This window comes from Microbacterium sp. UCD-TDU (genome assembly GCF_000340625.1).
GTDB lineage: Bacteria > Actinomycetota > Actinomycetes > Actinomycetales > Microbacteriaceae > Microbacterium > Microbacterium maritypicum.
Window position 1 is genome coordinate 44,735 of the sequence record NZ_KB454449.1, and the last position, 24,719, is coordinate 69,453.

A 24,719-nucleotide genomic window follows, 5' to 3' on the forward strand; every position below is an offset into this window, starting at 1 on the left:
CACTCCGCCCTCGCCGGGAGGATTCGTGGCCCCTCGGACGACGAACGCCAGACCGTCGCAGCGATCGGGATGCGGCCGAGGTCAGATCGTCGTGTAGCCGCCATCGATCACGAGGTCGTGCCCGACGACATAGGAGGCGTCGTCCGAGACCAGGAAGGCGACGGGACCGGCGATCTCATGCGGCTCTGCGAACCGGCCGAGCGGGATGTGGGCGAGCCACGCCCCGGCCTGCTCGGTCTGCTCACGGCCCTTCGCCGTCATCGGGGTGGCGGTGTACCCCGGCGAGACGGAGTTGACCCGCAGACCGCGGGGTCCCCACTCCGCGGCCATCGACCGCGTCAACTGGACAACGGCGGCCTTCGAGGCGTTGTAGGCGGAGATGTTCTGCGGGCGGTTGACGATCCGTGCCGACATGGAGGCGACGTTCACGATCGCTCCCGCGCCCACCTCCAGCATGAGCACCGCTTCGGCGCGACAGGCGTTGAAGACACCCGTGACGTTCGTCTCCATCACCCGGCTCCAGGACTCGTCGCTCATCGATTCGGCCGCGCTCGTCTCGACGACGCCGGCGCAGTTGACGGCGATGTCGAGGCGGCCTCCCGTCGCCGCCGCGGCGACGGCGCGCTGCACCGACTCCGGCCGCAGCACATCCAGCGGGGTGAAGCGCCCGCCGAAGGCCGCCGCAGCTGCCTCGCCCGCCGCGACGTTGCGGCCTCCGATCGTGACGGTCGCTCCGCGGGCCGCCAACGCGTGGGCCACGGCCAGGCCGATACCGCTGGCCCCACCCGTGACGAACGCGGTGCGTCCCGTCAGCCCGGCACCGCCGATGCCGTTCTCGCTATCGCTCATCCTCTGCTCACCTCGTCGATTGCGGTATTCATCCGATCAGGCTGTGGCATGGGCGCGCGCGTCCGCACGGCGGTTGCCGCATCGGCAACCGGGGAGGCGCCGGCGGCCGCAGACGCGGCTCGGTGCAGAGAAGATCGGTGTATGATCTGCGCCGTCGTCACCGTCCCCCGACGAGCGCCTCGATCGCCGCCACCACGGGCGGCCGCGGCTCGTCGGCGAGCCGGGCCAAGGCGATCGGCAGCCGGATCTCGGGGTCGTTGATAGCCGCGACGCGCAGATCCGGCCACCCCTCTGGCTCGGCCACGGTCGAGGCGGGCACCACGGCATCGGCCACCCCGCTGCGGGCCACGGCGATGAGGCCCTCCACCGAGTTGGTCTCCACGACCGGGCGCAGCACGACCCCGACGCCGGCGCAGGCGTCATCCAGGAGCATCCGCGCGCGCAGCAGCGGGTCGAACAGGCACAGCGGCCGGTCAACGACCTCGCGCACCGTGATGGTGGATCCTGCCGGGCGGGCGGCGCGCACGCTGGTGACGAGCACGAACCGCTCCGAGCCGAGGGACGTCAGCTGCATGTCGTACTCATCGCCGACCGACGGATGCACGAGCCCGGCGTCGAGCTCGTAGTGGCGGATGGCCGTCATGATGTCATCGCTGCTCAGCCCCAGCCGCAGCGCGATCCGCAGATCCGGGTGGGCGGCCACCGCGCGCTCGACGATGCCCGTCGCCCACGTGGTCGCCGACGGGATGACACCCAGTCGCGCCTCCCCGGACAGCGCCCCGCGGGCCGAGTGGACCGCAGAGCGCAGTGCGCTGTCCTCGGCGAGCATGCGCCGCGCCCACACGATGGCGCGCTCCCCTTCGGGAGTGAGCCCCTCGTAGGTGCGGCCGCGCCGGATGAGGGGGACCCCCAGCTCGACCTCGAGCTTGCGGATCGCCTCCGACAGCGCGGACGGGGAGACGAAGCAGGATGCCGCGGCGCGCCCGAAATGCCCTTCGCGGGCGACCGCGACGAAGTACGACAGCTGGGTGAGCAGCACCGCGCCTCCTTCGTGTCTCCGGAGGCGCGGCGCCGCAGCACCTCCGGGTGTCAGCTCTTAGCGTAGGAGTGCGCTCCGGTTCCCGCATACCCGCCGCCGTCGACGATCAGGTACTCGGGGCGGATGGGCCGCTCGGCGAAGAAGTCCTCGAGGATCTCGCGCGTGCCGGCCGCATAGCGGGCCTGGCCGTTCAGCGAGCTCCCCGAGGTGTGAGGGGTCATCGCGTTGTGGGGCATCGCACGCCACGGGTGGTCGGCCTGCGCGGGCTGCGGGAACCACACGTCGCCCGCGTAGCCGGCGAGCTGGCCGCTCTCCAGCGCCCGCACGATCGCGTCGCGGTCGGCGATCGCGCCGCGGGCGGGGTTGACGATGTACGAGCCACGGCGCATGGTCGACAGCAGCTCGTCGTCGATGAGCCCCTCGGTCTCCGCGGTGAGCGGCGCGTGCACGGTGAGCACGTCGATCTCGCGGACGAGGTCGCGCACGTCCGGGTGGAAGGTGAGGCCGTGCTGCTTCTCGACCTCCTCGGGCAGACGGTGGCGATCGGTGTAGTGCAGGCGCACGCCGAACGGCGCGAGCCTCTCGATGACGGCACGGCCGATGCGGCCGGCCGCGAGCACGCCTACGTCCATCCCCTCAAGGTCGTAGGAGCGCTGCACCGCGTCGGCGATGTTCCAGCCGCCCTCGGTGACGATCCGGTGCTGGGGGATGAAGTCGCGCACCAGCGCGAGCACCTGCATGACGGTGTGCTCCGCCACGCCGATGCTGTTTGAGTAGGTCACCTCGGCGACGGTGATGTTCTTCTCGATCGCGGTCGCCAGGTCGACGTGGTCGCTGCCGATGCCGGCGGTCACGGCGAGCTTCAGGTTCGGCGCCTTCGCGAGGCGCTCGGGCGTGAGGTAAGCGGGCCAGAACGGCTGCGAGATCACCACGTCGGCGTCGGGCAGCTCGCGCTCGAACTCCGAGTCGGCACCCTCCTTGTCGCTGGTCACCACAAGCGTGTGACCGGCCTCCTCCAGGTACCGGCGCAGGCCGAGCTCGCCCGAGACCGAGCCCACGAGCGCGCCGGGCACGAAGTCCAGGCCCTCCGGGGTGGGCAGCGTCTGCCCGTTCGGGTAGGCGTCGAGCACGGGGATGCGGTCGCGTGCGTAGCGCGGCGGGTAGCCGTCGATCGGGTCGGGGTACAGCACGAGCAGGACTTTCGCCACGATTTCTCCTTCGTTTCGCGCGCACAGCGCGATCGAGTCTCACCACACCCGGGGGTCGTAGGGCCAGACTGCACAGCCGAACGCGCGTTCGACGCCGCCGAATCAGCGGCGGCAGGACCGCGGCCGGGACTGCCGCTGACCCCGTCTATCCTCGATCCCATGCGCATATCCGTCACCGAGAGCGGTGCAGACCTGCTCGACCCGGCCGACTTCACACGATTCCACGTCGAATCCGCCCTTCCCGCGGCGCAGATCGATGCGGCGCTGCAGGCGGCCGGCGCCGGGCGCGTTGACAACGACCACGCCTTCGTCTCGGTCGCCTTCCTCCGCTCGCACGCTCCGGCGGGCGACGAGCAGTGGGGCGAGGGGCTGCAGAAAATGATCGCCTACGCGCAGTCGAAGGGCTGGGTGAGCGCCGACGGCGAGCACCTCCAGGCGCACATCGCGGCACACGCCGGCTGAGCGGATGACGGCGCCGCAGACCGGGACGCATCACGCCGACCCTGCGCCCGCCCGCATGGCACGGGCCGGCGGTGTCGATGTTGATGGCGACCAGCTTCGCCATCGTCCTGTCCGAGTTCCTCCCGCCGAGCCTGCTGCCCCAGATGGCCGCGGCACTCGGTGTGAGTGAGGGGCAGGCGGGTCAGGCCGTCACCGCTACGGCGATCGCCGGGTTCGTGGCAGGGCCGAGTGCGGCCATCCTCGTCCCGCGGCTGGACCGGCGCACGTTCACGGGGTCGCTGACTCTGACGGCAGCCGTGTCCAATGCGCTGGTCGCGGTCTCGGAGAATTTCGTGCTGCTGATGGCCGCGCGCCTGCTGCTGGGCGCGATCACCGACTGGCGGGTCGTCTTCCTCGCCCTGGCGGCGCTGGCGGCGTTCCCCGACCCGCGACCTGGTCAGCAGCTACCTGTACGGCACGAGCCGCGCCGATCGCCAGCTGCGCGGCGACGTCGCCGCGCGCCGGCGTCTCGCGCAAGACCCTCTCGGGGCTGAGCTCGTCGTGGCTCTCCGCGCTGCGGCGGTCGTGGTCGCTACGACATCACGGGCATACCGACCGGCGATATCGCCACCTCCGCACGCGACAGCTCCTCAGCGTCGTAGCCGGTCATCGCCTTCACGGCAGCATCCGGGTGACGCGTTCGGTTCGCTCTTCGGGTTCGAGAAGCCATTTCACCTGGGCCGACGCCTCGAGGATCGATCGCAGGATCGGGTAGTGGGCATAGAGCGGCATCGAGAGCCGGTCGTTGGGGAACAGCAGCACCCCGAGGGCGCGCATGTTGTCGGCCGCCATCAGCAGCGNGGGCCGACGCCTCGAGGATCGATCGCAGGATCGGGTAGTGGGCATAGAGCGGCATCGAGAGCCGGTCGTTGGGGAACAGCAGCACCCCGAGGGCGCGCATGTTGTCGGCCGCCATCAGCAGCGTGGCGTTCACCAGGTGACTGCTGGTCATCCAAGCTGTCGTCGCCCGCCACATCGGAGCCGAGCGCAGGCACAGCGGGTAACCGCTCGTGCCGAGCGAGAACAATCGGCGCTTGCTCCAGTCGTCGACGGATCTCTGCAGCTTGACCCAGCTCCTCCTCGTCGGTGACCTCCACCGGTTCCACCATCACGACCTCGTCTCCTCGATCACCACCGTAGGGGCGCTCCGGCCAGAATTAAGTCCGCAAATCGCACCTAGCGTCGTAGACATGGACACACCGCTTCCGACCGCTCTTAGACTCCGCGCCATGCCGACAATCTGGATCTGCCCTGACCGCCTCAACGACGCTGCGCTTGATCGCCCCATACCGGTGAGATGGCTCCCGCCCGCCGTATCCGCAGCACCCCTGAAAGCCGCAGCCTGACACCCACACCGAACGCTCATCTCAGATCCTGTGCACCTCTCGCAAGGGGGTGCCGCTGCGCTCGCCGCAGGGTGACGATGAACACTCCACCAGCTGACAGATCGGAGTCGATATGCCCACCGGAGATGTGGAGACGTTCCCGCAGGATGGCGCCTGGTTCAACCGCGTGACGGGTGAATCCGAGAACACCGGCGGCAGCCACCGCACCAAGGAAGAAGCCGTCGAAGCAGGCCGTGACCTCGCTCGCGCCAGGAAGGTCGAGCACATCATCAAAGGCGAGGACGGACGGATCGCGGAGCGCAACAGCTACGGCCACGATCCGCGCGATGTGAAGGGCTGACCATGCCTCTCCCGGTCGAGCTGCGCCCCCCTCTGAGCGTGGCGCTAGCTCGACCGGTCGCCTCACTCCCTACAGCGGACGGAATGCCCGGATCCGCCAGGTTCGAACCGAAATGGGACGGCTTCAGACTGCTGATCGTCGTCGACGACGACGTAAGCCTCTGGTCACGACAGGGCAAGAACCTCACCCGCAACTTCCCCGAGCTCGCCGCTGCCGCAGCAGCACAACTCCCCCACGGCGTCATCGTCGACGGCGAAGCAGTCGTGTGGAGCGATGACCGACTGGACTTCGACACCCTCCTCCGACGACTCAACGCCGCACCCGCAACCCTCGCCCGCATCGTCAACGAGCACCCCGCGTCCTACGTCGCCTTCGACCTCCTCGCCGTCGCAGACCGCGACACCCGCGCCCTCCGATTCGACGACCGTCGAGCACTCCTCACCGAACTCGCCGACTCCTGGACACCACCCCTGAACCTCTCACCCGTCACCACCGACCCCGAAATCGCCGCACTCTGGTTCGAATCCCTCACGGCATCCGGCATCGAAGGCCTCATGGTCAAAGGCGGCGCCCAGCCCTACGAAGGCGGCGAGCGCGCCTGGTGGAAGGTGAAGCACCGCGACACCATCGACGTCGTGTGCGCAGCCGTCACAGGCCCCCTCGAGCACCCCAGAGACCTCGTGATCGGATTGCCCGTCGACGGCGAGCTGCGCATCGTCGGCCGCACCACGGCGCTGCCGACCGCTACCGCTCGATCCCTCGGGAAACTGCTGCGCTCGCCGCAGGGGTCGCATCCCTGGTCGGCGAGCGTGAAGCCCGGCGCAATCAATCGATTCGACAGAGGCGGCAGAGAGCGTGTGCAGCTCACGCTGGTGGAGCCTTTGGTTGTGGAGGTCTCTGCCGATGTTGCCAGGACGGGCGAGTCTTTCCGCCACGCTGTGCGGTATCTCCGTGCTCGTCCCGAGATCCCGGTTGCCGAGGTGGAGGGGAACGCCTGAGTGCGGCGACGGCATCAGTTCACCGCCGCGGTGGCAGCCCTTAGTCGTCGAGGTCGTCAGCTGCAGGCAGGAACATTCTTCCTGGCATCACCTGCAGTTCGCCGTGTTGGTAGACCACCAGATCGTTCAGTTTCAGCTTCAGCTCTCTGCCGCCGTCACCGTCACCGTCACCGTCGAACTCCAGCGTGCGCATCGCGTTGCTGAACGTGGAGTTGATCCGCGGGCGATACTTGCGCACGAACAGGATCACGTCGTCGACGCTCTCCGGGCCGGTGAACTGCACGGATTCCTGCGGGCGTTCCTGCGGCTGCACTCGAGGCATCTCGAACCGGTCCATGGCTCTCCTTCGTCGATATCTATGTCGACCGTATCCCGCGGCCGCAGCGCAGCTCGATGCGCTGCGGGACATCGTTACGCTGGCGTGGTGATCGGACGTACGCGTGGGTAGGGACTCGACCCGGGCGCGGTGGCGAGATCTTCCGGGGCTGGTGTGGACACATGCTGCCGCGTATGGCGGGGCGAGCGTGGATTTCTTCCGGGGCGTGAGCGAGGAGATCCGCACGGACGACGTGCCGAGTCGAGTGCGGGCGCTGCGTAACCTCGCGGCGGTCGCGATGGTGCCGCTGTCGTTCCTGCTCGTGGCGACCGCTCATCTCAGGGGCGGTGTGCACGGCGCTCGGGACCGACGGTCGCTCGTCATCGCGGTGCGTCACTCTCGTGCTCGCGCGCTGGGTGCGCTGCTGCTCGTTGTCTCGGCGATCGTCATCGCGGTGTGCACGGCGTTCGTCCTGGTCTTTGTCCTCGCGATCACGATGCGATCTGGCGAGCTGCTCACCGCGGTGATGTGGGTAGGCAACGTGCTCTTCTGGGCGCTCGTGGTGAGCGTTGCCGCCGGTGGGGCGCTGCATGTCCTGCCTGCTCTGCTGAGCTCGTCCGCGACGACGTCGATCGGCGACGAGACCCCCGATGGTGACCGCTGGGTTATCGAGTCGCTCGCTGCGCGCACTGCCGCCGATGGAGCGGCAGCGTTCCTGTTGGTTGCGCGGACGCTGCGAGCATTCCCGAGGGGCAGGGTGCTCGCCGCGGGAGCCCGTACGGACGCTCTCCGGGACGGATACGAGCGCCTGGGGTTCACCGCCGGGGAAGAGAATCGGGTCTACCTCGAGACCTGACGGGATCCGGCCTACCCTGCCGCTTGAAATTGCAGCCAGCCGATCACCGTGGCGACGATCGTGGCGACCCCGACAGCGATGGCGCCGATTCGTCGTCCTGCCGTCCAGAACCGGCCTTCCGGTTCGCTGTCTTCACCCGTGGATGCGACCCCGCCGTCCGTGGCTTGGGCGAAGTTCACGCGGTTGTTCTTGCCGTGGATGACGATACTGATCGCTCTACTGGCGTCTGCGGGCGCGGGGAGGGCTGCGCCCGCAGGGGTGACGGCGCGGAGCTCTCCGAGCATCTGCGCCATCCGGGTTCGCACCTGATCAAGGATCCCCGTGACCGACGCAGTGCTCACCGACCAGTAGATCGAGGTGACCTTCTGATCGCGGCGCCCGCTTTCGTGGTCGATCACCTTGGCGAGGATCATCGCTGCCGGCAGCATCATCTTGATCGTCTTCGTATCGTCGTGCGTGATGACCATCGCCTCGAGCTCGCCGACGCCCTGGCGGAAGTGCACGTCATCCGAGATCTCGTCGCGGAACCCCTCGGGGAGATCGTGCACCCCGATGGTCTGATGCCTGATGGTCCCCTGGGGTACGACGGCGTCGAGCTGGATGATGGCCGGCACGATCCGGTACTTCGGCATCTGATCGTCCGGGATGCCGATGTAGCCCTGCAGCTCGTGGGAGGCCCAGTCGCGCAGCTCACTCGCGCCCGCGTAGCCGCCGAGGATGATGAGCTTCCTCAGCACAGTCGAGATGGGGACATCGTCGAGGAGATCTCTTTCGATCTCGCTCAGCAAGGAGGGCGAGGACCCTTCCGGTGTCTGCGGTTCGGGCGGTCCTTCCATCAGGCGGGATCTCCAGGCTCTGGGTTGGTGGCGCGATCGCCCGTCGCTCGGTGCTCCTGAATGACGAGCTGCACGCCTCGCCGAACGAGTTCGGACTGCGTGCGGCCGGATTCGTCCATGATCGCCGTCAGCTCGTCGAACTCTGCTTTGGTCACCCGCCCCTTGGCGACGGGGGACTCTCCGCGGGGTGCGCCCACGCGGGGGCGTCCTCGCCGCACTTCTGAGGTGTCGTGCTCGTCGTGGTGATTGGTCATGTGCACCACTGTAGCTAATCCGGCCCGGTTTTTGGGTCTTGATTTCTTCGCGACGTCGACATAGTGTGTAAATGTCAGGTTCACAACTAGTCGAAGCTCGATCCCCGGAGGTCACCATGATCATCACCACCGCCACTCCCGTAGAGATCGACACGATCCTCGCCGACATCTACTCGCGCCGCGGCGCAGCCTTGGCTTCACTCGAGGGAGCGAAGCGGGGAATCCTGCGGGCGCTCGGGCATCGCCTCACCAGCACTCGTCGACGCGTGATTCTCGCCGACGACGAACTGCAGCTGTCCGCGCACGCGTGGCTGACGATGAGCGCTTCGCCTACCGCGAGCGTCATAACCTGCAGGCCTACGACCAGGCCACCGAGACGTTGCAGCTGCTCGCTGCCGAGGAGGAGCCACTGCACGACGAGCACAGCCGCCGCCCGTGGTCGCGCTTCTTCCTCGTCACTGGCGGTCACATCCACTCGTCGATGTACTGCTCGACCTGCAACCGCAACGGCAAGGCGACCCCATTCTCTTGGCTCCCTGACCTCTCCGGCCTCACCGAGGAGGAGGCCGTCGCGGTGCACGGCGCGATTCTATGCACGACGCGCTACCCCTCGGCGCCTCTCGCACGGACGGACTTCTACGAGCAGGAGGCCGAGCGGAAGGCCGCGACCTACTGCGCCGGATCGGGCACGTCGGATTGGAAGGACGGCAAGGTCCGCAACGGCTTCTACTCCGGCAACGGTGGCTACTGCGGGCACTGTGGCGGCTGGGCGGGCACCACCTCGCGGTACTCGAGCACGATCCGCAAGCACAAGCCGTCAGCGGCCCAGTAGGCCCCGCCTGCGCCCCAGGCACTTCGAGCCCTGCGGCACCACGCCGGCCACTTCGTTCGGCAGCTCCCACCTCCCTAATCCGGCCCGGTTTTTGGGTCTTGATTTCTGAACCTCTCGGGCTTAATCTGTAAATGTCAGGTTCACAACAAGATTGGATGTCATCATGACCACCACACCGCAGGCCGACAAGCTCATCGCCACCCGGGTCCGCAAGGGAGCAAATCCCGCCGAGTCCGCCGAGCTCCTCGCCGAACTCGCCACCTCACACACCGGCGACAACCTCGCCCACGCGCTGGAGTACCAAGGCTTCGCCACCGCGGCGAGCGCAGAGCGTGCCGCCCATGCCTTGGAGATCGAGCGCATCGACAACCACGTGACCGCGGTCGCAGCCCTCCTCCCCTTCCCCGTCGAGGTGGAGGACGAGATGGGCGGACTCTTCACCCTCCAGATCCTGTTGGGCAGCCGCATCCCCGACGGTGCCCCTGACCGTGCCGGCATCAACCCCCACGTGCTGCGCGCCACCTGGTGGATCGAGACCGGCGAAGGCGAGATCTCCGAAGACTCCGGAATCCCGGCGACCGCCGACCCCGCGCTCATCGCCTACTGGCTCACCCAGCGCGCCGAGCAGCTCGGCAGCCCCGCGGCCGTCAAGGCCCACGAACCTCTCTCCGCCTGAGCGCCCCGGGGGCCTGGCGGATCACCCCAGGCTCCCGGGTACCAACCCGTGAATGGAAACAGCCATGAGCATCAGCGCATCACGCGTCGTCTACATCGGCCGGCGACTCCTCACCGGACAGAAGATCGCCTACTGGTACCGAGAGCTCGACGCCAACGACACCCTCGGCGCCGCCAAAGGTGCATTCCAGCCGTACCAGGCGGGCCTCCCCGTCGGTGCCATCCTCCAGATCCGTCAGCCCGCCGGCGACCCCACCAAGATCCTCATGAACGGCCCCAACGCGCCCCGCGTGGTCGGCTCCTGGCCGAACCCGACCGACATCGAGGCCTGGCGACTCGACGACCTCGCCGACGCGCAGGCCGCACGCACCGCCCAGCGCGCCCAGAACGCACTCCAGGGCATCCCCGATACCTTCGAACAGGCCCTCGACACCCTCGCCGCCCACTTCGCCCGTCTCACCGCCACGCAGAAGGCGGCACTGCTCCCGCTCGCCCAAGCCCGCATCCTCAGCCACTCCTCACGAGAAGAACCAGCGTGACCACACCCGCCGCCGACCCGCGCATCGCCGAGCTCCTCGAGGCGATCGCCGACACCGCCCCCGGACACACGACAACCTGGATCAGCCGCGGCATCGAAGTGACCGTCTACGGCCAACGCCGCTACGAACTCCACACCCCCACCCCCTGGGCCGTCATCACCATCTCCGGGCGGATCCGCGCCATCCGCACCTGGCAACAGCTCCTCGACCACGTCGATGAACTCGCCGCGTCGACGTCGCCCGAATGAATATCGGCGATGTCCCCCACTTCCTTTACGATCGCCACTGACGAGAGGCACACCCGATGAGCAGCATTGATATCTCCCAGTACGTCTTCATGGCTGCGGTGATCGTGTCCCTGATCCCTGCGTTCTGCGCGATTCTGGGCGGCTGGATGCAGTCCTCCTCCGCCACGCTGCAGCGCCGCGGCTCGATCGCCATGCTCATCACGATCATCGCGTTGGGAGTCACGCTCCTCGTCTCAGCTATCGGACGAGCCGTCGAAGGCAGCTACCTCATCGCGGGCGCGCTCGGCCTCGGCGTCGTCCTGATGGCCCTCGCTGGAGTGATGTCCCGCACCAACCTGCAGATCGTGAACCACCGCGTCGCAACCGGTGAATCCCTCGAGCTCACAGCAGAGCAGCGCCGCCGCTACCGGCTGCTCGGATGGGCCATGACGGCCCTGTGCGTCGTCATCATCGCCCTCATCATCACGAACGTCGTCCTCGGCGTCGTCGGCGTCCTGGACGCCGCCTAACCCACCCAGACGGCAGAGTCGCCCTACGGTGCTGTCGGTCGCGCTCGCCGCAGTCGTGGGTTGAACGCCAGGGCGTCGATTTCGACGCGCAGGTGGGGGCGGTCACTGTCGGGGACGGTGTACTTGCCGAAGGCGATGACGTGGCGTCCCACGAGGTTAGTGCTGCTGTCGATGCCGAGGCGATTCATGTTCGTCTTGTCGACGAGGATCGCGACGTCGTCCGCTGCGCGCTTCAGCTTCAGGATCAGGCTGCCGTAACCGCTGGTGCGGACCTCCTTCACCAGCCCCCAGAGGATGATCCATCTGTCGGTGTAGGTCGCTTTGTCCGCGTTGGCTGCTCCGACGATGAGGGAGGATGCAAGCTCCGGCGGTCGCGTCCCGATGACGAGTTCGAGGCTTGCGGGGATCTTCTTCGCGAGGATGTTCAACAGCAGCGTGGAGAACGATTTATCGTCGGCGGTGTCTTCGAGCCCATTCGCGGCGTTTGCTCGCCGTCGACGAGTCTTGTTCCCGGTCGCGTTGTCGTCGGGACGATGCCGCCCGTCAGGGCCTTGGGACTGCCCTGATTCGCCGAGTCGCATCTTCCAGCGGACAGGCCGCAAGCCCTGGTCGACCTGGTGGCCGGCGTCGCCGGGCTGATCCTCTGAGTGCTCAGAGCTGCTATCGCATCCCGGCGCGTGCCGAGCGGCGAAGTGCGCCGCCATCACCTTGCTGTTGAGGGCCTTGATCTGGACCTTCGCGCCGCACTCGTCGCCCCCAGGCAGCTCCCCGGGGCACCACAGCGCTGGGGGCAATGCCTGGCCTCGGATCATCTCGATGGTGACGAGATCTCCAGCATCATTTCTCGCGACGTCCATCACGAACCCCCTCGATCGCTCACTGGCGTGGTGCCCTCACCATAGCGACGGAGCCGAGCCGGTCATGCGGGCAGCGGAGTGATGAGCTGCGGCCCGTTGTCGCTGACCTTGAAGGGGGCGACTTGGTCGAAGGTGAGGCTGGATGCTTCGGCGACGCCGGCGCGGACTGCTTCGTCGACGAGCTCCTGGGTTCCCACGATGGTCGGGTCCATCCAGTGCAGCCACATGTGCTGCGGGAGGATCACGGGGTTGCGATCGTGGATCCCCTCGAGCGTTTCGACCGCATCCGACGTGAGGATCGTCGCTGTGAGCTTCCATCGGTCGGGGTCGTCTTCCGCGGCGGTGCGATCGACCCACCAGCTGTAGAGGCCCGCGAAACCGAGCAGCTGCCCTTCTGGGTGGTGAATGAACCATGGCTGCTTGGATCCGCGCTCTCCCGTCCATTCGAAGAACCCGTGCGCGGGGATGATCGCGCGGTGGGACTGAACGGGCTTGCGCCAGGTGTTCTTCTCGAGGATGCCTTCGGCCTTCGCGTTATGCGTGGCGAACTTGACCTTGAGGTCTTTCGACCAGGGCGGCACCAGCGACCACCGCGCACGCTCGAACCGGAGCTCTCCCGATTTCGCCGAATCGAGCAGGATCGGGATGTCCTGCGTGGGAGCGATGTTGTAGCTGGATTCCCAATCCGGCGACCACTCATCCGGGCGCCGGCCGGTTTCCGTGACGAACTCAGTGATCTGCTCGTTGACGGAATCTGAAAGAGCGAAGCGGCCGCACATGCCTCGCAGGCTAGTACAGGCCACAGCGCACCGCACGGCGCGATCAGCACCCTGGACGGCTCATCGTGCGCGAAGAGGGGCGGTAGAGCGTCAGAGGCTCACTGGAGGGCCTAGCGGGCGTTGTACGCCTTCTCGACGTCGGCGGAGATCCGGCCACGATCTGCGACCTCGTATCCGTTCTCCCGAGCCCAGGCGCGGATCGCATCGAGATCCCTACTCGAGCTGCGTCGACGAGGAGCCCCAGATCCACCCTGCCGACGACCGGCCTTGACGAACGGGGCGAGTGCCTCCTGCAGCGCGGCCGCGTTCTCTGCACTCAGGTCGATCTCGTAGGCCTTGCCATCGAGACCGAACCTGACCGTCTCGCCCTGACCGTCTTCGAGCTGCGTCCCATCGAGGTCGTCGACGAGCTGGTGAATGATCCTTCGAGCCATGCGCACACCCTATCGGCGCACCCTTGCCCCATCACAGCGGCGACACACGCCTGGGAGTACCGTTCCGACATGAGCGAACCGCAGCAGGAAAAGGGCCCCCTCGCCGCCATGGCGATCTTCTCCCTCACTCCCGACCCCTCCAAGGTGACAAAGACACCCCGCGACACCCATATCGCCGACGTCGCGAGAGAAGTGCAGATGACCGCGGTGCACGCCCCCTCAGCCGCGATCAGCACCCAATGGAACGGCGCACGCTGGGCCACCGATCGCGTCACTGAGATCATGGGTCGCATGGGCGCCAGCGGCGAACAGATCGCCCTCGCGCTCGCCGCCAGCCGCGATGCACGACGGTGGCCGACGGAGCGGGAACCGGGAGTGCCGGCGCCGCCCGAAGAGGTGATGGCCGTCCGAGCTCACGCCGAGATGGTGACGTATTGGGCGCTGGGCGCAGCTCACGGACTGGGGAACGTACTGCTGCGGATGCTGTGGCTACACACTGACGCGAGGCCGATCATCGAAGCCGCCTACCCGAAGGCGACGTCATTCCCTCCGTTCTCGGAGGATCGCAACGCGTGGGAAGCGCTCGGATCCCGGCTCATCACGAACGCGAAGAAGGCGGCGAGCGCTGCGGGGCCGTCAGCTGTGGATGAGATCGTGGCTGCGCTCGATGATCTTGTGCAGGATCCTCGGTGGGATGGGCTGATGCAGATCCGTGGTGTGAACTTCCATCAGTGGCGGCCTCAGACTGTGGACGGGGGCACACCGAAGCACTCGATGGTGAAGCAGGATGCTGCCGGGCACGACATGATCACCGTCGGTACGAGGCCGACGAACGTGGCACCCGATCACGAGTTGGCGATCGCGGCCGCGGACACTGGTCTGGACGCGCTTGTCGAGGCCGCGAGCCGGGTAGATCAGAACGTCTTCCCAGGGCTCAACGACATGGTGGGGGTGAAGATCTTCGGGGTCTGATCCCGGTTTTCATTCATCGGTGTGTGGGGGCTCGAGGTCTGCTGCCTGCTCGTGCGCGAGGAGATCTGCGGAGTACTCGTCGAGTCCTTGATCGAGGAACTGCTCGTAGAGCTCCTGCTCCAGCATTGATCGGCGACCCATCAGCGGCATCCCATCGTTGTTCTTCCGTCCTGTCGAGGCCTGGTGGGGTCAGCGGCGCCGCTGACGTTTTCCGCCCCAGAACGCGCGCACTGCCATGGTGATCGCTTCGTCCTTGGTGAGGCGATCGCCGCGGGCTGCTGCTTCGTCGCGTGCCTGGTCGATGTACTCGATGACGTCGGGGGGTAGCCGGTAGGTCACGGGCTTCTTCTCGATGCGCTGGACGTTGTAGGGGCCGCGCTTCTTGCCGACGCGGGGCGATGTGGAGGCGTCCTCGGTCGTCTCGTCGACTGGTTCGACGGCCTCGTCTTCTACGGGACGAGGGACGGGCTTGAGGGGTGCTCGACGCTTGGGCTTGTCTGCTCCTGCAGCTCCAGTGCTAGCCACGTGCATCCCCTCCTCTCGCGATGGTCATCATTCGGCCCCTCGTCGTCCGCCGCGGCGGCGCTGCTTGGAGGCTTCGAGCTGCGCCTTCTGCTTGGCGCGTTGCTTCTCGGCCTCGGTGAGAGTTCGTGTGCGACGGGTGCGGCCGGCAGCGGACTCGCGCTGGTACGCCTCCGTCTTCGGGACGGTGACGACGTTGAGTGTGACGCCGGTGATCAGTACGTCGGTGGTGTCGAGGTTCACGTAGCGGTTTCCGGCTTCTCGCGCGAGCCAGCCGAGGGTGTCGCCGCCGTCTTCCTTGATGCGCTTGAGCATCGTGGAAGCGTTGTAGGTGTTCACTTCCATGCGTCGACCGTTGGCGAAGGTCACGCGGGCGGTGATCTGCTTCTGCTTGTTTCCGGCCTGGCCCTTCGCGGCGTTGCGGACCAGCTGCACCAGCTGCTCGTTCGCGACCGTGCGGCCCTTGGCTGTCTTCCCCTTCGGGATGCGGGCTTCGATGATCCGGCCGCCCTCGGACATGAAGGCGGTGGAGATCTGCGCCCGGCCTCCCTGGCGTTCCGTGGTGTACTTCCCGCCCGGGTCTTCCGGGGTGACCATCGTCTTTTCGCCGTCCGCTGCCTTGCCGCGGATCCGCATCAGCGTGCCGTCTTTCTGGCGTCGACGGGGCGGCACCTTGGTGGCGCGGCCGGTGTTGGCGATCTCCTCGAGCGTCTCTCGGTACAGGGCACCGGACGTTTCGCCGTTGAGGATCTTCCGCACCATTCGGGGCGAGCGGTGAAGCTCCCCCGCCAGCTCGGTCATCGTGATGCCGCGGCCGCGGAGGATCCGCACCAGGTCTTGTGCGCTGCGCCTCTCGTCAGCCATCACGCCACCTCGCCGTCGGCGAGCGCCTCGGAGAGCCCGGCGCGTTCGGCGCGGGTCTTGAGCGCGGCGCGCTGCTTGAGGGTTTCGGGGGTCTGGAAGGTGCCGCGGGCATAGCCCTGCAGGCGGAGGCGACCGGTCTTGCCATCGTCGCCACCGCCGCTGTTCACCGGGAGCGACCAGGCGGGCAGCGCGGTGGTGAAGACGGCGTCGCCCTGGATGCCGATGAGAGTGGAGGGGTCGAGGCGGAGTGCCCCGGAGGTGCCGTTGCCGAGGGCGCTGGGGCCGTGGAGTACTCGAGCGCGGGCGCGGCCCCAGACCTGTGCGGCGAGTTCGGGGTGGTAGAAGCTCGACGTGCGGGAGTTGGGGTTGGAAGGGACGTTGAAGATCCAGAGCTTGCCCTGTCGGACGGCGGCGCTCTGGAACTCGGCAGGGATGTCGAAGAGGTTCTCCGCGACGCGGGTTTCGTCCCGTCCCCCAGCGGCGAACGCTCCGATCGAGTGCAGCACGATCGAGCGGAGAGCTGCCATGGCCGCCTGGCGGATCAGCGGGTGCAGTTCGCGGTTCTCGGCGACCTTCGCGCGGGCGCGGGTCATGCGGTCGGTGAAGGTATCCAGGGGGCGGGCCTTGGTGAAGACGATCGCTTCGAGCGGGTCGATCTGCCAGCCGAATGCCCGGGCGACGTGGATCTCGGACCCATCCGCCCAGGTGTCGGCGGTGGCGCCGGGGCGGTTCGGGTAGTACCAGCCCTCGGCGACACTCTGATGCTTCACGGCGAGCAGGCCGACGTGGTTCCAGTTCTCGGGGACGGTGAAGCGGACGTGGAAGCGGGCACGAGCGTAGGGATCCTGCTCGAGCAGCTCGTAGGCGGCGGCCCTGTTGAGCCTCTTGGCGGGGCCGATGCCGAGTTCGCGGCCGACGCCGGCGTACATGAACCGACCGTCGACGTAGGCGAAGGCGTTGATCTTCTTCTGCTGCTTGGGGTCGATCAGCGGGATGCAGTCTTCGTGGCGGCTGAAGTTGGCGCCGGCGACGAGGTGGTCGTAGTGGTGCTGGCCGCTGGTCGCGTGGATCTCTGACGCGATGTCCGGGTCGACGGGAACTGGGTTGATGGTCTTCGGCAGGGACAGCGCCCACAGGTTCGTACCGGTGGCTGCAGGGCTGTTGAAGAGCCGTGCGCGCTCGTCTGCGGAGCGGATGATGGCGGCGACCGTGTCCCATGCCTCGCGGGCCTGTGCGGGGCTGAGAGGGGCGTCGTCGAACCATTCCTCGGCGGTGCGGACTTCGATCTTGAAGCCCGTGCTCTCGTGCTCGAACCGGCCCGTGGGCGGGTCGCTGATCCAGTGGGAACCGGGCTTCCAGCGGGGCGTCTGCACGTAAAGCCAGTGCCGGATACCGGGCTGAGGCTCCGGGCGCTTGCCGGTGAGCATGATGCGGTTCGCGCCGTAGGACGCCGCGGTGTCGAGGAGGTCGGTGAGGTTTGGGTTCTTGCGGCGATCGCCGATGACCGGGCGGACGGGCGCCCCGCCCTGCGTGACGCCACGGCCAGAGGCCTGGTCGACCCAGATCGTGAGGATCTCCTTCGGAGTCCACGGCTTGGGGCGGTAGTCGATCTCGTTCACAGCTGGGCCTCCTCTCGATCCGTCATAGAAGTTATATTAGGCAAGAAATATTGAAAATTGCAAGCATTTTTCACGCGAGCGGGTGGCATCCGGGGAATTAGGAGGCCAACGACTGGTGACGTTCGCGGTAGGAGTTGAGGGCTTTCGTCACTCCGCGCTCGGTCATCTTCAGCAGCTGCGCGACCTCGCGCAGGGTCATCGGTGGTTCCTGCGATCGGGCCAACTCGATGAGTTCATCGCGGCGATCGATCACCTGCTTCTGCTTTGCGAGCTCCACGGCGACTGCCTGGAGTTCCTGGCGGATCTCGTTGACATTGGTGGGGGTCATGGGAACGAGGTTACGGAACTGAGTTCCTATTCCGTTGCAGCTGGCCGCGTGTCGCCCCGTGTCCGCGTGGAGGTTATATTCGTGAACATGAGCGAACCCGACCTCCTCGACAGCGTGCAGGTGGCGGCGCGGCTGGGGATCTCCGTCGGCGCCGTCTACAAGCTCCGCACGCAGAACGACCTGTTCCCCCGCCCTGAGCGGTACAGCGGACGCTCTCCGCTCTACTCGCCCGCGGCCATCGATGAGTTCATGACTCGTCGATCGAACCGTGGCCCGTCCACGAGCGGACGACGGCCGCGACTGATTCCGGACGGCGTCGTCGATACCAGCGTCTTCGCTGAGCGTCTCCGCCAGAGCATCGCCGACGGTGCCGGCGCCCCTGAGATCACGACTCAGGCGCAGCTCATCGACATGCTCGGCCTGAACGTCGTCACGTTCGGGCAGCGCATGCGCGGGCGCACCAGCTGGAAGGACTCCGAGTTGGAGCTCATCAGCAAGCACTTGGCCGTCGACGTCTCCGACGCGAACGACGTCGTCAACGCGGCTCGGGCGGCACGCTAGCCCTACGCGGATTGCACCTGTGCGGATTTTCTCTGTCACATCCATAAGGGGTGCCCCTCACGCCGAGGAACCGACAAATCCCCTTCGGTTTCATGCGGGAGCTGCCCGACACAGGTGTGACCGACTACCAGTGGCTGTGGCTTCGCCCCTGCCTGAGCGATCAGGTTACTTGCGCCTCAGCTGGATCTCATCCCACGCGTATCGACCCTCTCGCAACCACGCCTGGTACTGATCAGAGCGAACTGGGTAATGCTCAGTGCCGACGGTGACGACTTTTCCGCCGGGCCCACCCTCGGACTTCAATGGCTTTCGCGGGGAGCACTTGACCTGAACGGGCCCTTGAAACCGTGGGGTGAGCGTCGGGTCTTCATTCGGGTCTTCTCCGAGCTCGAAGAACTCGACCTCGTCCTCTATCTGCAGGTTGTCGAATGATCGCGGGTGCCAAACAGGCATGGTGCTCCTCGGGGTGTGCGGTGAGTTCTCGGCTCACCCTAGACGCCCGCTACCGGCTCAGGAGAGCGAGGATCTGTGCGGTGCCGTCGCCTGGGGCGAGCGTGGCCAGGTTCAGAGCCTGCAGGTCGGCGTCGTCGAGACGGAGAGTGTGCTGCAGCGGGATGCCTTCGATCTTCGCGAGCTGGTGAACCTCCCGCTCTGCGGGGTGATCGTGCTCGGGGCGGAGGAAGGGTTCGGTGAGGAGCTCGGCGAGATCGTTCCAGCACAGCAGCTCTTCGATGTTGGCGATGACGTACGCTCGCGCGATCGCGTGCTGCTCGTCGGTAATGGTGAGGGTGGTGGGATTGGTCATTCTGACACCGCGCATTCGTTGAGGGTGGTCACGAGGGCGTCGCGATCGGCCGCGCTGACGCCCAGCCCCCATTCGGTGGCGATCTGGGTGTACTTCGTCACGTAGGTGCACCGGTAGGTGGTCAGGGGGAGCCAGTCAGCGGGGCCGGAGTCCTGCTTGGACTGATTGGCGATGCCGTCGACGGCGATGACGTTGTCGAGGTCGTTGGCGAACTGAAGTCGCTGCTCATCGCTCCAGGCCCACGCTCCTCCGAGGTGTGCTGCCTTGAGGCTGATGATGTGCTCGCCCTGCACGCCCTGACTGCCGGGGTTGCCAGGTTCGGCGACCCGGTCGTGCTGGAAGGTGATGCGCTTGCCGGTGTACGGGTCGACCTCGAGTACTCCGCGCAGGACCGTGCATCGGTTGCTCGCCAGCTCGACGTCGACGAGGTCTCGCGCGAGCACGTCATCTCGCTGTCGGCATCCGTTCCCGTCGATGTCGGCCCAGGCGGGGCCGAACGTGTCTCGGCTGTAGGAGGGGATCTCGGACTCGTCGACGGCGAGCGGGAGTGCCGCCGCGAGCGCCGCAGTGTCGGAGTAGGGCGATGCGCTGCCCTCGACGGCAGCGGGTGGTGATGCCGGGGCCTCTGCGGGCGTGGAGGCTGCGGAAGGGGCCTGGGGTTCCTGGAGTCCGGGGAGGGCGGTGAAAGCGGTGATGGCGAGTGCGACCAGGGCGACGGCGGCGCCGGTGATGCTCTTGATCTTGGTGGTGGTGCGCATCGGGGATCCTTGTTCGGGGTCGGTGGTCAGGCGACCAGGTCGTAGTGGCGGCGGACGGTGTAGCCGAGGGATTCGACGCAGGCGGCGATGAGGTCGCGGGCGGCGTTCGGGGTGACGGCGTTGCCGGCCATGCGCACCTGTTCGCGCTTGTTGCCGAGGAGGACGTACTCCCCGGGGAAGGCCATACCGCGTTTGACCTCGTAGGGCTCGAGCATCCGGAATTCGGAGTCGTAGACCATGGCCCAGATCTCGTCGTCGGTGGCCTCGCGCTCGAGGTCGGAGAGGTCGCCGGGATCGATGAGCGACTGGTGGCCTGCGGTGGTGAGTGTCTGCAGCGGGTCGGCTGCAGACGTGGACTGCCAGCCGGAGGTGCCGTCGCCGTTGTTGCGCATGACGAGGGCGTGGTGGTTCCCGGATGCCGCGACGGTGTCGATGGGCTGCGAGGCGCCCTTGGCGACGCCGTGGTTGCGCAGCGGGACGACGAGGGCCGTTTCGTTCCTCGTCGGCTGGGTCCGCATCGGCTGCGCGGCGGGCCGTGCCTGCTTTCCGTCGCGGCCTTCGACGGGCACGAGGAGGGAGGCGTGGTTTCCGCCGGCGACGAGGGCGGGGAGGGGTTCGCGTACCGACTTCGATCGGGAGTCGTGCGAGCCGGAGACCTGGTTGACGATCAGGGCCTTCGAGGTGGTGGTGTGGAGGGTGCGCAGTGGCTCGTCGACGGACCAGGCGCGGTAGTAGGCGTCGGGGTCGCCGTGCTGGGGGTGACGGGGGCTCGTGGCGTCGTAGGTGTTCCCTGCGGCCTCGGCGATCATCGGGGTGCGCTGCGGGCGGCGTGCCCAGTGGCGCTTGGCGCCGAAGAACGTGCGGAGCATCGTCTTCTCGGCGAGCTCGTCCATGCCCAGCGCTTTGCGGTCTCCGATGCGGGTGCCGTGCAGCTGCCAGTCGATGATGGTGTCGGCGCCGGCGACGTCGGGGAACACCGCGGTGTTGCAGGAGACGACAGGGCAGCGCAGTGTGTACTGGGCGCCGTAGGTCTTCGTCGGCGCACCCTTGGGCTTCATCACCTGTGCGGTCTGGATCATTCCGTGCTCGGGGCAGAAGGCCTGCGGGCGGATCCAGGACTCGAAGTCGGGCCGGGGGTTCGTCGCACGCCAGAAGACGATGTAGACGCGGTCTCGGGATTGCGGTGCGCCCTCGCCGAGCCCCTGGGAGTGCATGCTGTTGAGCCAGATCACTTCGTGGAGGTAGCCCATGTCGTGCATCGAGCGGAGCCACCGGTTCCAGTAGACGCCCTTGACGACGCGGGGCACGTTCTCGACGACGACGATCTCGTACATGTGGTGGGCGGTGAACCGCGGGACATCCCACATCCCCATCCGGGAGCGCTCTGCAGCCTCATCGGGGAGGTCTTCGTCGAAGAAGTCCCAGGCGAGCTGCCCGCCGGGGAGCTTCTTGCCCTTGGCCTGCGACCAGTTCGTGCACTCGGGCGAGAACCAGCCGATCGTTGTTCTCGGGTATCGGCGCGGGTCGGCCTTGTTGATGTCGGCACGGTCGTGGTCGGTGTCGGGGTGATTCGTGTTGTGAGTCTCGATCGCCAGGGGCCAGTGGTTCACGGCCATGGTCACGCGGACGCAACCGGTGGCGACGGCACCGGTCGAGGATCCGCCGGCGCCGCAGTAGCCGTCGAACATCGTGACGTCGGAGTCGTGTCTGCGCTGCAGCATCAGCGGGTGCTCCCGTCGGCTCGAGCAGCGGCTGTGCATTCGCTGCAGCGGACGTCGTCCCAGTTCGAGGTCTGGTGGTTGCGCTCGGGCTTGCGACCGCAGACGGTGCGGCGATCGAGGACTTCGACCATGCAGACACGGGCCTGGCTGGTGGTGCTCACGACCGGCGGCCGCCACGCGGTTCGCGCCTGATGGATCGGCCCTTCGCTCATGCCGCACCTCCCATGGGGTTACCTTCCCGAATATAACTTGACCTTCCCGAATATAATCTTTGAAGCGGGTGAGCGCAACGAGGAGGTGCTACCAACAAGGGGTGCCTTCAGCGGCGGCGAACCGACAATGCGGGACGGAGGAACGTCTGGGTCAGGCCGCGCCTCGTACCGCGTCGACGGTGGTGACTGCTTCGGCGATGCGCTCTTGGGCCTGTCGGAGGTGGTTGAAGCGTTGGCCGATTGCGCGTTGCACGTCCTTGTCGACGGCGACCCAGGCAGCGAACGAGGTGCGGATCTCCTCGATGGTGACGACGCCGTCTCCCCACCCGTGGCTCCTGATCTCCAGTCCGAGGATCTGCTGGAGTTCGGTGAGTTGCTGGCGCAGGCGATCGCAGTCGGCCTGCAGGGCGGCGTCGCCCACACGGTGGGCTGCGAGCTTCTCGGCGCGCTCTTGTAGGTCGGCGTAGGCCTGCTCTCTGGTCTTCTCCCGATCCGCTTCGATCGCCCGCATGCGCTGGGTGTCCATCTTCTGCAGGAGCGCGTGTGTCGCCTCCCAAGACGGGTTCCGATCCTCGTGCACAGCAGCTTTCACAACCACGGTCATGCGAGTGCGGGAGGCGCCGGGGACGAGCAGCCCCCATCCCTCGGGGAGTTCCTCGGGGCGCACGATCTGCGTGCTCGGGGCGACGACGTACCAGGCGTGGCAGTTCGGCTCCCAGGCCTCTGCCTTCGCCGGTTGGTCGAGCTCGTGCAGCCAATCCGCGCGCGAGACCTTGATCTCGTGCCCGACGAGCATCTTGCCCCGTGAGCGGAAGAAGCCGACATAGAGTGCGTCGGCGCGACGGGAGCCGAGGACGACCTCCGGGAGGAAGGCGCCCCCGGGCATCAGGTCGCCGGGCTTGATGTAGTGGCGCTTCAACCGCTCGAGAAGCTCGCCAGCAGTAACGGTGTCAGGCTGCTTGCTCTTGCTCATCGCACACCTCCAGGTGCCGCGGTACGGGGGACGCATGCGGAGCAGATGTCGTCGGTGGGGCTTGTCCACCAGCATCCGCCGAGGCAGGCTTCCAGGTCGGTGCACCCGCAGATCTCGCAGGTGCGGACGAGGAACACCTCCGCCGCGTCGATGCCGTCTCGGGAGGCAACATCATCGGCGAGCCCTGCGACGAGCTCACGGATGTCCTGGGGCGCGAACCCGGGGAGCTCGATGTTGACGATCAGGGGTGGGGCGTCGACGCCCTCGTCATCTGCGGCGGCGAGCGCGTCTGCCCACTCTCGGGTGTGTTCGACATCGTCGGAGTACTCGAGGCCTGCCTTGGTCTCGAGGATCTCTACGGCTCGTTGGTACCGTTCAGGGCTCATCGCCTTCTCCGTTCGTGGCCGCTGGGGTGGTTTCTCTCTTCCGCGCCTGGTCGTCGAACCGCAGCATGGCGGTGGCGATCTGCTGGCGGCCGGTGTCGAGGAGATCGAAGGCCGGAGGGGTGGGCGGGGTCTCCTTGACGGCGTGCGCCATGGTGCGCAGCTGGTCGGCGAGGGTGAAGAGCGCAGAGCTGGCCATGGTGTCGTCGAATTCGGCTGCGCGTGCGGCCTGGCGGTCGGCGCTGGTGGCGAGGTCGATGAGTGTGTCGTACAAGAACGTCAGCTGGCTTTCTACGTCGGTGGTGGTCATCACGGGCCCTTCGTCGGCGTGGGCGCGTGGTCGGGGCTGCGGAGGGCTGCTCGCAGGCGACTGCAGCCTGGGGGGATCATCGGATGCCCCCAGGGGCGGGCGCTGCGGTGAGCATGAGGCGGTGGCTCTCCTCGAGCTGTGCCATCAGGCTCTGAGGGACGTGGATCGAGGAGAGGCCTTCGATCAGCTTCTGAGCCCGTCGGTAGGCGAGGTTACGCTCGGTCTGCGACGCTGCACTGTTCTCCGCGATGTCCAGCAGCGTGCGGATCTCCTTGATCGTCTTGCGCTCCGCGAGCGGCACGTTCTTCTGTCCGACGCGGCGCGCGTGGCGCTCGGCGATATCCCACGCCCGAGCGAAAGTCTCCACCGCGCGCGGGTAAGCGATCGTGGTCAGATCGGCGTCGGCCGCCAGCCCTGAGGGGAGGTCGCCAGCCGTGTCGCGCAGCGTGTCGCGGTGCGCATGGCGAGCAGCATCCGGTGGGTCTGGTCGACGCTCGGGTCTGTGAGCGCGGGCGTGAAGAACAGCGAGTCCCAGTCGGTCTCCGCATGCGTGATCTTCCGCAGCAGCTTGTCGTGGCGATCGCGGAAGGTCTGCCATGCCGCGGTGAGCCGCTGCACCCTCCCCTGTTCCGCCTTGACCCGTTCGCGGCCCTCACGAATGTTGCGACGAGCTTTCTGTCCGACCGTAACGAGCACCCACACCAGCACCGCGGCGAGAAGCGCCGCGAGGAGGATCCCGAGCACGATGAACAGCCACGAAAGATCCGCCGGCTCCCGCACAACATCAGGCACACTTGACGGCTCACCCGAAGACGTCGGCGTCGCGGACGGTGAGGGTCGGGGCCCCGACTCGTCACCGGCGAACCCATCCAGCAGCATCGACAGCACGATCGCTCCCCCGGCGCCGAAGACGGCGAAACCGATGAACCACCAGCCGCCATCCTGGTACGGGCTGAACAGGAGGAACACCCCCCTGACAGCGCAAACCGTGCAGGCGAGAAGAATCGCCGCCTGCATGATGGGGAGCATGCTCGCGAGCGGCGATGGGCCAATCGGCAAGATCCCGTCAAGGGCAAAGAGTACGTAGGGCATCAGATCCTCGAATCGTGTACGTGAAGGGCGAGCTGCTCGACGAGCTGCAGGAGGCGATCGAAAGCGGCCTCCATCGATGGCGTGAGCGGCTTTCCATCCACTCGCCAGCAGACGAGCTGGAAGAGACGGAAACTCCAAGAGACGTCGACGGTTGTCCCGCACTCTGCGCTCATCCGCATACTG

The 24,719-nt window shown here is 67.1% G+C and carries 36 protein-coding genes; 12 read left to right on the top strand and 24 right to left on the bottom strand.

The window, feature by feature from the left end:
* Positions 1-81 precede the first annotated feature (81 nt).
* The 3 genes from D514_RS37415 to D514_RS37425 form a co-directional block, all read right to left on the bottom strand.
* Positions 82-849, bottom strand: coding sequence for an SDR family NAD(P)-dependent oxidoreductase (locus tag D514_RS37415; RefSeq protein WP_017831549.1), 768 nt, complete (start codon positions 847-849; stop codon positions 82-84).
* 157 nt (positions 850-1,006) lie between these two features.
* Positions 1,007-1,888 carry a LysR family transcriptional regulator gene (locus D514_RS37420; protein ID WP_017831550.1) on the bottom strand — a complete coding sequence of 294 codons (882 nt, stop codon included), beginning with the start codon at positions 1,886-1,888 and terminating at the stop codon, positions 1,007-1,009.
* A 50-nt stretch (positions 1,889-1,938) separates the two neighbouring features.
* On the bottom strand, positions 1,939-3,096 hold the full coding sequence (locus tag D514_RS37425) for an NAD-dependent formate dehydrogenase (protein WP_017831551.1): 1,158 nt from the start codon (positions 3,094-3,096) through the stop codon (positions 1,939-1,941).
* A gap of 159 nt (positions 3,097-3,255) precedes the next feature.
* Here D514_RS37425 and D514_RS37430 point away from each other — a divergent pair, with 159 nt between their 5' ends.
* The gene (locus D514_RS37430; RefSeq protein WP_017831552.1) at positions 3,256-3,558 is read left to right on the top strand and encodes a hypothetical protein; all 303 of its coding nucleotides are present in this window, start codon (positions 3,256-3,258) and stop codon (positions 3,556-3,558) included.
* 83 nt (positions 3,559-3,641) lie between these two features.
* A complete protein-coding gene (locus D514_RS37435; RefSeq protein ID WP_031206504.1) occupies positions 3,642-4,091 on the top strand; it encodes an MFS transporter in 450 nt (149 codons plus the stop codon).
* A 121-nt stretch (positions 4,092-4,212) separates the two neighbouring features.
* Here the strand turns inward: D514_RS37435 and D514_RS39075 are convergent, their stop codons facing one another.
* Complete coding sequence (locus D514_RS39075) at positions 4,213-4,389, bottom strand: hypothetical protein (RefSeq protein WP_017831553.1); 177 nt, start codon at positions 4,387-4,389, stop codon at positions 4,213-4,215.
* A 666-nt stretch (positions 4,390-5,055) separates the two neighbouring features.
* On the opposite strand from D514_RS39075, the gene D514_RS37440 reads away from it, so the two are divergent.
* The gene (locus D514_RS37440) at positions 5,056-5,283 is read left to right on the top strand and encodes a DUF2188 domain-containing protein (protein ID WP_017831554.1); all 228 of its coding nucleotides are present in this window, start codon (positions 5,056-5,058) and stop codon (positions 5,281-5,283) included.
* Positions 5,284-5,366: 83 nt separating this feature from the next.
* Entirely contained in the window at positions 5,367-6,281 is a 915-nt protein-coding gene (locus D514_RS37445; protein ID WP_017831555.1) for an ATP-dependent DNA ligase, read from the top strand.
* Between the two features lie 40 nt (positions 6,282-6,321).
* On the opposite strand, the gene D514_RS37450 is transcribed toward D514_RS37445, so the two are convergent.
* On the bottom strand, positions 6,322-6,618 hold the full coding sequence (locus tag D514_RS37450; RefSeq protein WP_017831556.1) for a hypothetical protein: 297 nt from the start codon (positions 6,616-6,618) through the stop codon (positions 6,322-6,324).
* Between the two features lie 205 nt (positions 6,619-6,823).
* Here D514_RS37450 and D514_RS37455 point away from each other — a divergent pair, with 205 nt between their 5' ends.
* The gene (locus tag D514_RS37455; RefSeq protein ID WP_017831557.1) at positions 6,824-7,453 is read left to right on the top strand and encodes a hypothetical protein; all 630 of its coding nucleotides are present in this window, start codon (positions 6,824-6,826) and stop codon (positions 7,451-7,453) included.
* A gap of 11 nt (positions 7,454-7,464) precedes the next feature.
* Here D514_RS37455 and D514_RS37460 read toward each other — a convergent pair whose 3' ends face one another.
* Positions 7,465-8,289 carry a hypothetical protein gene (locus D514_RS37460; RefSeq protein WP_017831558.1) on the bottom strand — a complete coding sequence of 275 codons (825 nt, stop codon included), beginning with the start codon at positions 8,287-8,289 and terminating at the stop codon, positions 7,465-7,467.
* Entirely contained in the window at positions 8,289-8,543 is a 255-nt protein-coding gene (locus D514_RS37465; RefSeq protein WP_144053127.1) for a hypothetical protein, read from the bottom strand. Before D514_RS37465 ends, D514_RS37460 begins: the two co-directional genes overlap by 1 nt.
* A 307-nt stretch (positions 8,544-8,850) precedes the next feature.
* On the opposite strand from D514_RS37465, the gene D514_RS38275 reads away from it, so the two are divergent.
* The 5 genes from D514_RS38275 to D514_RS37490 all read left to right on the top strand — a co-directional run bounded on the left by D514_RS38275 (position 8,851) and on the right by D514_RS37490 (position 11,346).
* On the top strand, positions 8,851-9,375 hold the full coding sequence (locus D514_RS38275; protein WP_017831561.1) for a hypothetical protein: 525 nt from the start codon (positions 8,851-8,853) through the stop codon (positions 9,373-9,375).
* 163 nt (positions 9,376-9,538) lie between these two features.
* Positions 9,539-10,051, top strand: coding sequence for a hypothetical protein (locus D514_RS37475; protein ID WP_017831562.1), 513 nt, complete (start codon positions 9,539-9,541; stop codon positions 10,049-10,051).
* Positions 10,052-10,115: 64 nt separating this feature from the next.
* Positions 10,116-10,589: a hypothetical protein gene (locus D514_RS37480; protein ID WP_017831563.1), complete on the top strand. Its 474-nt coding sequence runs from the start codon at positions 10,116-10,118 to the stop codon at positions 10,587-10,589.
* Positions 10,586-10,837 carry a hypothetical protein gene (locus D514_RS37485; RefSeq protein WP_017831564.1) on the top strand — a complete coding sequence of 84 codons (252 nt, stop codon included), beginning with the start codon at positions 10,586-10,588 and terminating at the stop codon, positions 10,835-10,837. Before D514_RS37480 ends, D514_RS37485 begins: the two co-directional genes overlap by 4 nt.
* 56 nt (positions 10,838-10,893) lie before the next feature.
* Complete coding sequence (locus tag D514_RS37490; RefSeq protein WP_017831565.1) at positions 10,894-11,346, top strand: hypothetical protein; 453 nt, start codon at positions 10,894-10,896, stop codon at positions 11,344-11,346.
* A 23-nt stretch (positions 11,347-11,369) separates the two neighbouring features.
* Here D514_RS37490 and D514_RS37495 read toward each other — a convergent pair whose 3' ends face one another.
* The 3 genes from D514_RS37495 to D514_RS37505 form a co-directional block, all read right to left on the bottom strand.
* Positions 11,370-12,206: a hypothetical protein gene (locus tag D514_RS37495; protein ID WP_236611011.1), complete on the bottom strand. Its 837-nt coding sequence runs from the start codon at positions 12,204-12,206 to the stop codon at positions 11,370-11,372.
* A 59-nt stretch (positions 12,207-12,265) separates the two neighbouring features.
* On the bottom strand, positions 12,266-12,982 hold the full coding sequence (locus tag D514_RS37500; protein WP_017831567.1) for an SOS response-associated peptidase: 717 nt from the start codon (positions 12,980-12,982) through the stop codon (positions 12,266-12,268).
* A gap of 110 nt (positions 12,983-13,092) precedes the next feature.
* Positions 13,093-13,416: an Lsr2 family protein gene (locus D514_RS37505; protein WP_017831568.1), complete on the bottom strand. Its 324-nt coding sequence runs from the start codon at positions 13,414-13,416 to the stop codon at positions 13,093-13,095.
* Positions 13,417-13,485: 69 nt separating this feature from the next.
* Here D514_RS37505 and D514_RS37510 point away from each other — a divergent pair, with 69 nt between their 5' ends.
* Positions 13,486-14,388, top strand: coding sequence for a hypothetical protein (locus tag D514_RS37510; protein ID WP_144053128.1), 903 nt, complete (start codon positions 13,486-13,488; stop codon positions 14,386-14,388).
* A gap of 9 nt (positions 14,389-14,397) precedes the next feature.
* Here the strand turns inward: D514_RS37510 and D514_RS39455 are convergent, their stop codons facing one another.
* From D514_RS39455 to D514_RS37530, 5 genes are all read right to left on the bottom strand, one after another.
* Positions 14,398-14,529 carry a hypothetical protein gene (locus D514_RS39455; protein WP_269078445.1) on the bottom strand — a complete coding sequence of 44 codons (132 nt, stop codon included), beginning with the start codon at positions 14,527-14,529 and terminating at the stop codon, positions 14,398-14,400.
* A gap of 48 nt (positions 14,530-14,577) precedes the next feature.
* The gene (locus tag D514_RS37515) at positions 14,578-14,913 is read right to left on the bottom strand and encodes a hypothetical protein (protein ID WP_144053129.1); all 336 of its coding nucleotides are present in this window, start codon (positions 14,911-14,913) and stop codon (positions 14,578-14,580) included.
* A 27-nt stretch (positions 14,914-14,940) separates the two neighbouring features.
* Positions 14,941-15,774, bottom strand: coding sequence for a hypothetical protein (locus tag D514_RS37520; RefSeq protein WP_017831572.1), 834 nt, complete (start codon positions 15,772-15,774; stop codon positions 14,941-14,943).
* Positions 15,774-17,393 carry a hypothetical protein gene (locus tag D514_RS37525; protein ID WP_017831573.1) on the bottom strand — a complete coding sequence of 540 codons (1,620 nt, stop codon included), beginning with the start codon at positions 17,391-17,393 and terminating at the stop codon, positions 15,774-15,776. The genes D514_RS37520 and D514_RS37525 overlap by 1 nt, the downstream gene beginning before the upstream one ends.
* A gap of 97 nt (positions 17,394-17,490) precedes the next feature.
* A complete protein-coding gene (locus D514_RS37530) occupies positions 17,491-17,721 on the bottom strand; it encodes a hypothetical protein (RefSeq protein WP_017831574.1) in 231 nt (76 codons plus the stop codon).
* Positions 17,722-17,808: 87 nt separating this feature from the next.
* Between D514_RS37530 and D514_RS37535 the strand changes: the two genes are divergently transcribed.
* A complete protein-coding gene (locus D514_RS37535; RefSeq protein WP_144053130.1) occupies positions 17,809-18,282 on the top strand; it encodes an AlpA family transcriptional regulator in 474 nt (157 codons plus the stop codon).
* Positions 18,283-18,784: 502 nt separating this feature from the next.
* Here the strand turns inward: D514_RS37535 and D514_RS37545 are convergent.
* The 9 genes from D514_RS37545 to D514_RS38290 form a co-directional block, all read right to left on the bottom strand.
* Entirely contained in the window at positions 18,785-19,087 is a 303-nt protein-coding gene (locus D514_RS37545) for a hypothetical protein (RefSeq protein ID WP_017831577.1), read from the bottom strand.
* On the bottom strand, positions 19,084-19,845 hold the full coding sequence (locus D514_RS37550; RefSeq protein ID WP_017831578.1) for an HNH endonuclease family protein: 762 nt from the start codon (positions 19,843-19,845) through the stop codon (positions 19,084-19,086). The genes D514_RS37545 and D514_RS37550 overlap by 4 nt, the downstream gene beginning before the upstream one ends.
* A gap of 26 nt (positions 19,846-19,871) precedes the next feature.
* Positions 19,872-21,566 (bottom strand): DNA cytosine methyltransferase, encoded by a 1,695-nt coding sequence (locus D514_RS38280; RefSeq protein ID WP_017831579.1) that lies wholly within the window; start codon positions 21,564-21,566, stop codon positions 19,872-19,874.
* On the bottom strand, positions 21,566-21,778 hold the full coding sequence (locus tag D514_RS37560; RefSeq protein ID WP_017831580.1) for a hypothetical protein: 213 nt from the start codon (positions 21,776-21,778) through the stop codon (positions 21,566-21,568). Before D514_RS37560 ends, D514_RS38280 begins: the two co-directional genes overlap by 1 nt.
* Before the next feature lie 151 nt (positions 21,779-21,929).
* The gene (locus D514_RS38285) at positions 21,930-22,751 is read right to left on the bottom strand and encodes a hypothetical protein (RefSeq protein ID WP_017831581.1); all 822 of its coding nucleotides are present in this window, start codon (positions 22,749-22,751) and stop codon (positions 21,930-21,932) included.
* Positions 22,748-23,137 carry a hypothetical protein gene (locus D514_RS37570; protein ID WP_017831582.1) on the bottom strand — a complete coding sequence of 130 codons (390 nt, stop codon included), beginning with the start codon at positions 23,135-23,137 and terminating at the stop codon, positions 22,748-22,750. Before D514_RS37570 ends, D514_RS38285 begins: the two co-directional genes overlap by 4 nt.
* Positions 23,127-23,444: a hypothetical protein gene (locus D514_RS37575; RefSeq protein WP_017831583.1), complete on the bottom strand. Its 318-nt coding sequence runs from the start codon at positions 23,442-23,444 to the stop codon at positions 23,127-23,129. Before D514_RS37575 ends, D514_RS37570 begins: the two co-directional genes overlap by 11 nt.
* Positions 23,445-23,520: 76 nt before the next feature.
* Positions 23,521-23,811 (bottom strand): hypothetical protein, encoded by a 291-nt coding sequence (locus D514_RS37580; RefSeq protein WP_017831584.1) that lies wholly within the window; start codon positions 23,809-23,811, stop codon positions 23,521-23,523.
* A gap of 23 nt (positions 23,812-23,834) precedes the next feature.
* A complete protein-coding gene (locus D514_RS38290; RefSeq protein WP_017831585.1) occupies positions 23,835-24,536 on the bottom strand; it encodes a hypothetical protein in 702 nt (233 codons plus the stop codon).
* Between the last annotated feature and the right edge of the window lie 183 nt (positions 24,537-24,719).

Excerpts from the sequence above, each read along its gene's own strand:
- D514_RS37435 (WP_031206504.1), top strand. The coding sequence starts at position 3,642 with ATGGCGACCAGCTTCGCCATCGTCCTGTCCGAGTTCCTCCCGCCGAGC.
- D514_RS37465 (WP_144053127.1), bottom strand. The coding sequence starts at position 8,543 with ATGACCAATCACCACGACGAGCACGACACCTCAGAAGTGCGGCGAGGA.
- D514_RS37520 (WP_017831572.1), bottom strand. The coding sequence starts at position 15,774 with ATGGCTGACGAGAGGCGCAGCGCACAAGACCTGGTGCGGATCCTCCGC.
- D514_RS37545 (WP_017831577.1), bottom strand. The coding sequence starts at position 19,087 with ATGACCAATCCCACCACCCTCACCATTACCGACGAGCAGCACGCGATC.
- D514_RS37440 (WP_017831554.1), top strand. The coding sequence starts at position 5,056 with ATGCCCACCGGAGATGTGGAGACGTTCCCGCAGGATGGCGCCTGGTTC.
- D514_RS39075 (WP_017831553.1), bottom strand. The coding sequence starts at position 4,389 with ATGGCGGCCGACAACATGCGCGCCCTCGGGGTGCTGCTGTTCCCCAAC.
- D514_RS37430 (WP_017831552.1), top strand. The coding sequence starts at position 3,256 with ATGCGCATATCCGTCACCGAGAGCGGTGCAGACCTGCTCGACCCGGCC.
- D514_RS38285 (WP_017831581.1), bottom strand. The coding sequence starts at position 22,751 with ATGAGCAAGAGCAAGCAGCCTGACACCGTTACTGCTGGCGAGCTTCTC.
- D514_RS37480 (WP_017831563.1), top strand. The coding sequence starts at position 10,116 with ATGAGCATCAGCGCATCACGCGTCGTCTACATCGGCCGGCGACTCCTC.
- D514_RS37500 (WP_017831567.1), bottom strand. The coding sequence starts at position 12,982 with ATGTGCGGCCGCTTCGCTCTTTCAGATTCCGTCAACGAGCAGATCACT.
- D514_RS38280 (WP_017831579.1), bottom strand. The coding sequence starts at position 21,566 with ATGCTGCAGCGCAGACACGACTCCGACGTCACGATGTTCGACGGCTAC.
- D514_RS37575 (WP_017831583.1), bottom strand. The coding sequence starts at position 23,444 with ATGACCACCACCGACGTAGAAAGCCAGCTGACGTTCTTGTACGACACA.
- D514_RS38290 (WP_017831585.1), bottom strand. The coding sequence starts at position 24,536 with ATGCCCTACGTACTCTTTGCCCTTGACGGGATCTTGCCGATTGGCCCA.
- D514_RS37530 (WP_017831574.1), bottom strand. The coding sequence starts at position 17,721 with ATGACCCCCACCAATGTCAACGAGATCCGCCAGGAACTCCAGGCAGTC.
- D514_RS39455 (WP_269078445.1), bottom strand. The coding sequence starts at position 14,529 with ATGGGTCGCCGATCAATGCTGGAGCAGGAGCTCTACGAGCAGTTCCTC.
- D514_RS37570 (WP_017831582.1), bottom strand. The coding sequence starts at position 23,137 with ATGAGCCCTGAACGGTACCAACGAGCCGTAGAGATCCTCGAGACCAAG.
- D514_RS37490 (WP_017831565.1), top strand. The coding sequence starts at position 10,894 with ATGAGCAGCATTGATATCTCCCAGTACGTCTTCATGGCTGCGGTGATC.
- D514_RS37550 (WP_017831578.1), bottom strand. The coding sequence starts at position 19,845 with ATGCGCACCACCACCAAGATCAAGAGCATCACCGGCGCCGCCGTCGCC.
- D514_RS37535 (WP_144053130.1), top strand. The coding sequence starts at position 17,809 with ATGAGCGAACCCGACCTCCTCGACAGCGTGCAGGTGGCGGCGCGGCTG.
- D514_RS37460 (WP_017831558.1), bottom strand. The coding sequence starts at position 8,289 with ATGGAAGGACCGCCCGAACCGCAGACACCGGAAGGGTCCTCGCCCTCC.
- D514_RS37475 (WP_017831562.1), top strand. The coding sequence starts at position 9,539 with ATGACCACCACACCGCAGGCCGACAAGCTCATCGCCACCCGGGTCCGC.
- D514_RS37415 (WP_017831549.1), bottom strand. The coding sequence starts at position 849 with ATGAGCGATAGCGAGAACGGCATCGGCGGTGCCGGGCTGACGGGACGC.
- D514_RS37450 (WP_017831556.1), bottom strand. The coding sequence starts at position 6,618 with ATGGACCGGTTCGAGATGCCTCGAGTGCAGCCGCAGGAACGCCCGCAG.
- D514_RS37445 (WP_017831555.1), top strand. The coding sequence starts at position 5,367 with ATGCCCGGATCCGCCAGGTTCGAACCGAAATGGGACGGCTTCAGACTG.
- D514_RS37505 (WP_017831568.1), bottom strand. The coding sequence starts at position 13,416 with ATGGCTCGAAGGATCATTCACCAGCTCGTCGACGACCTCGATGGGACG.
- D514_RS37560 (WP_017831580.1), bottom strand. The coding sequence starts at position 21,778 with ATGAGCGAAGGGCCGATCCATCAGGCGCGAACCGCGTGGCGGCCGCCG.
- D514_RS37510 (WP_144053128.1), top strand. The coding sequence starts at position 13,486 with ATGAGCGAACCGCAGCAGGAAAAGGGCCCCCTCGCCGCCATGGCGATC.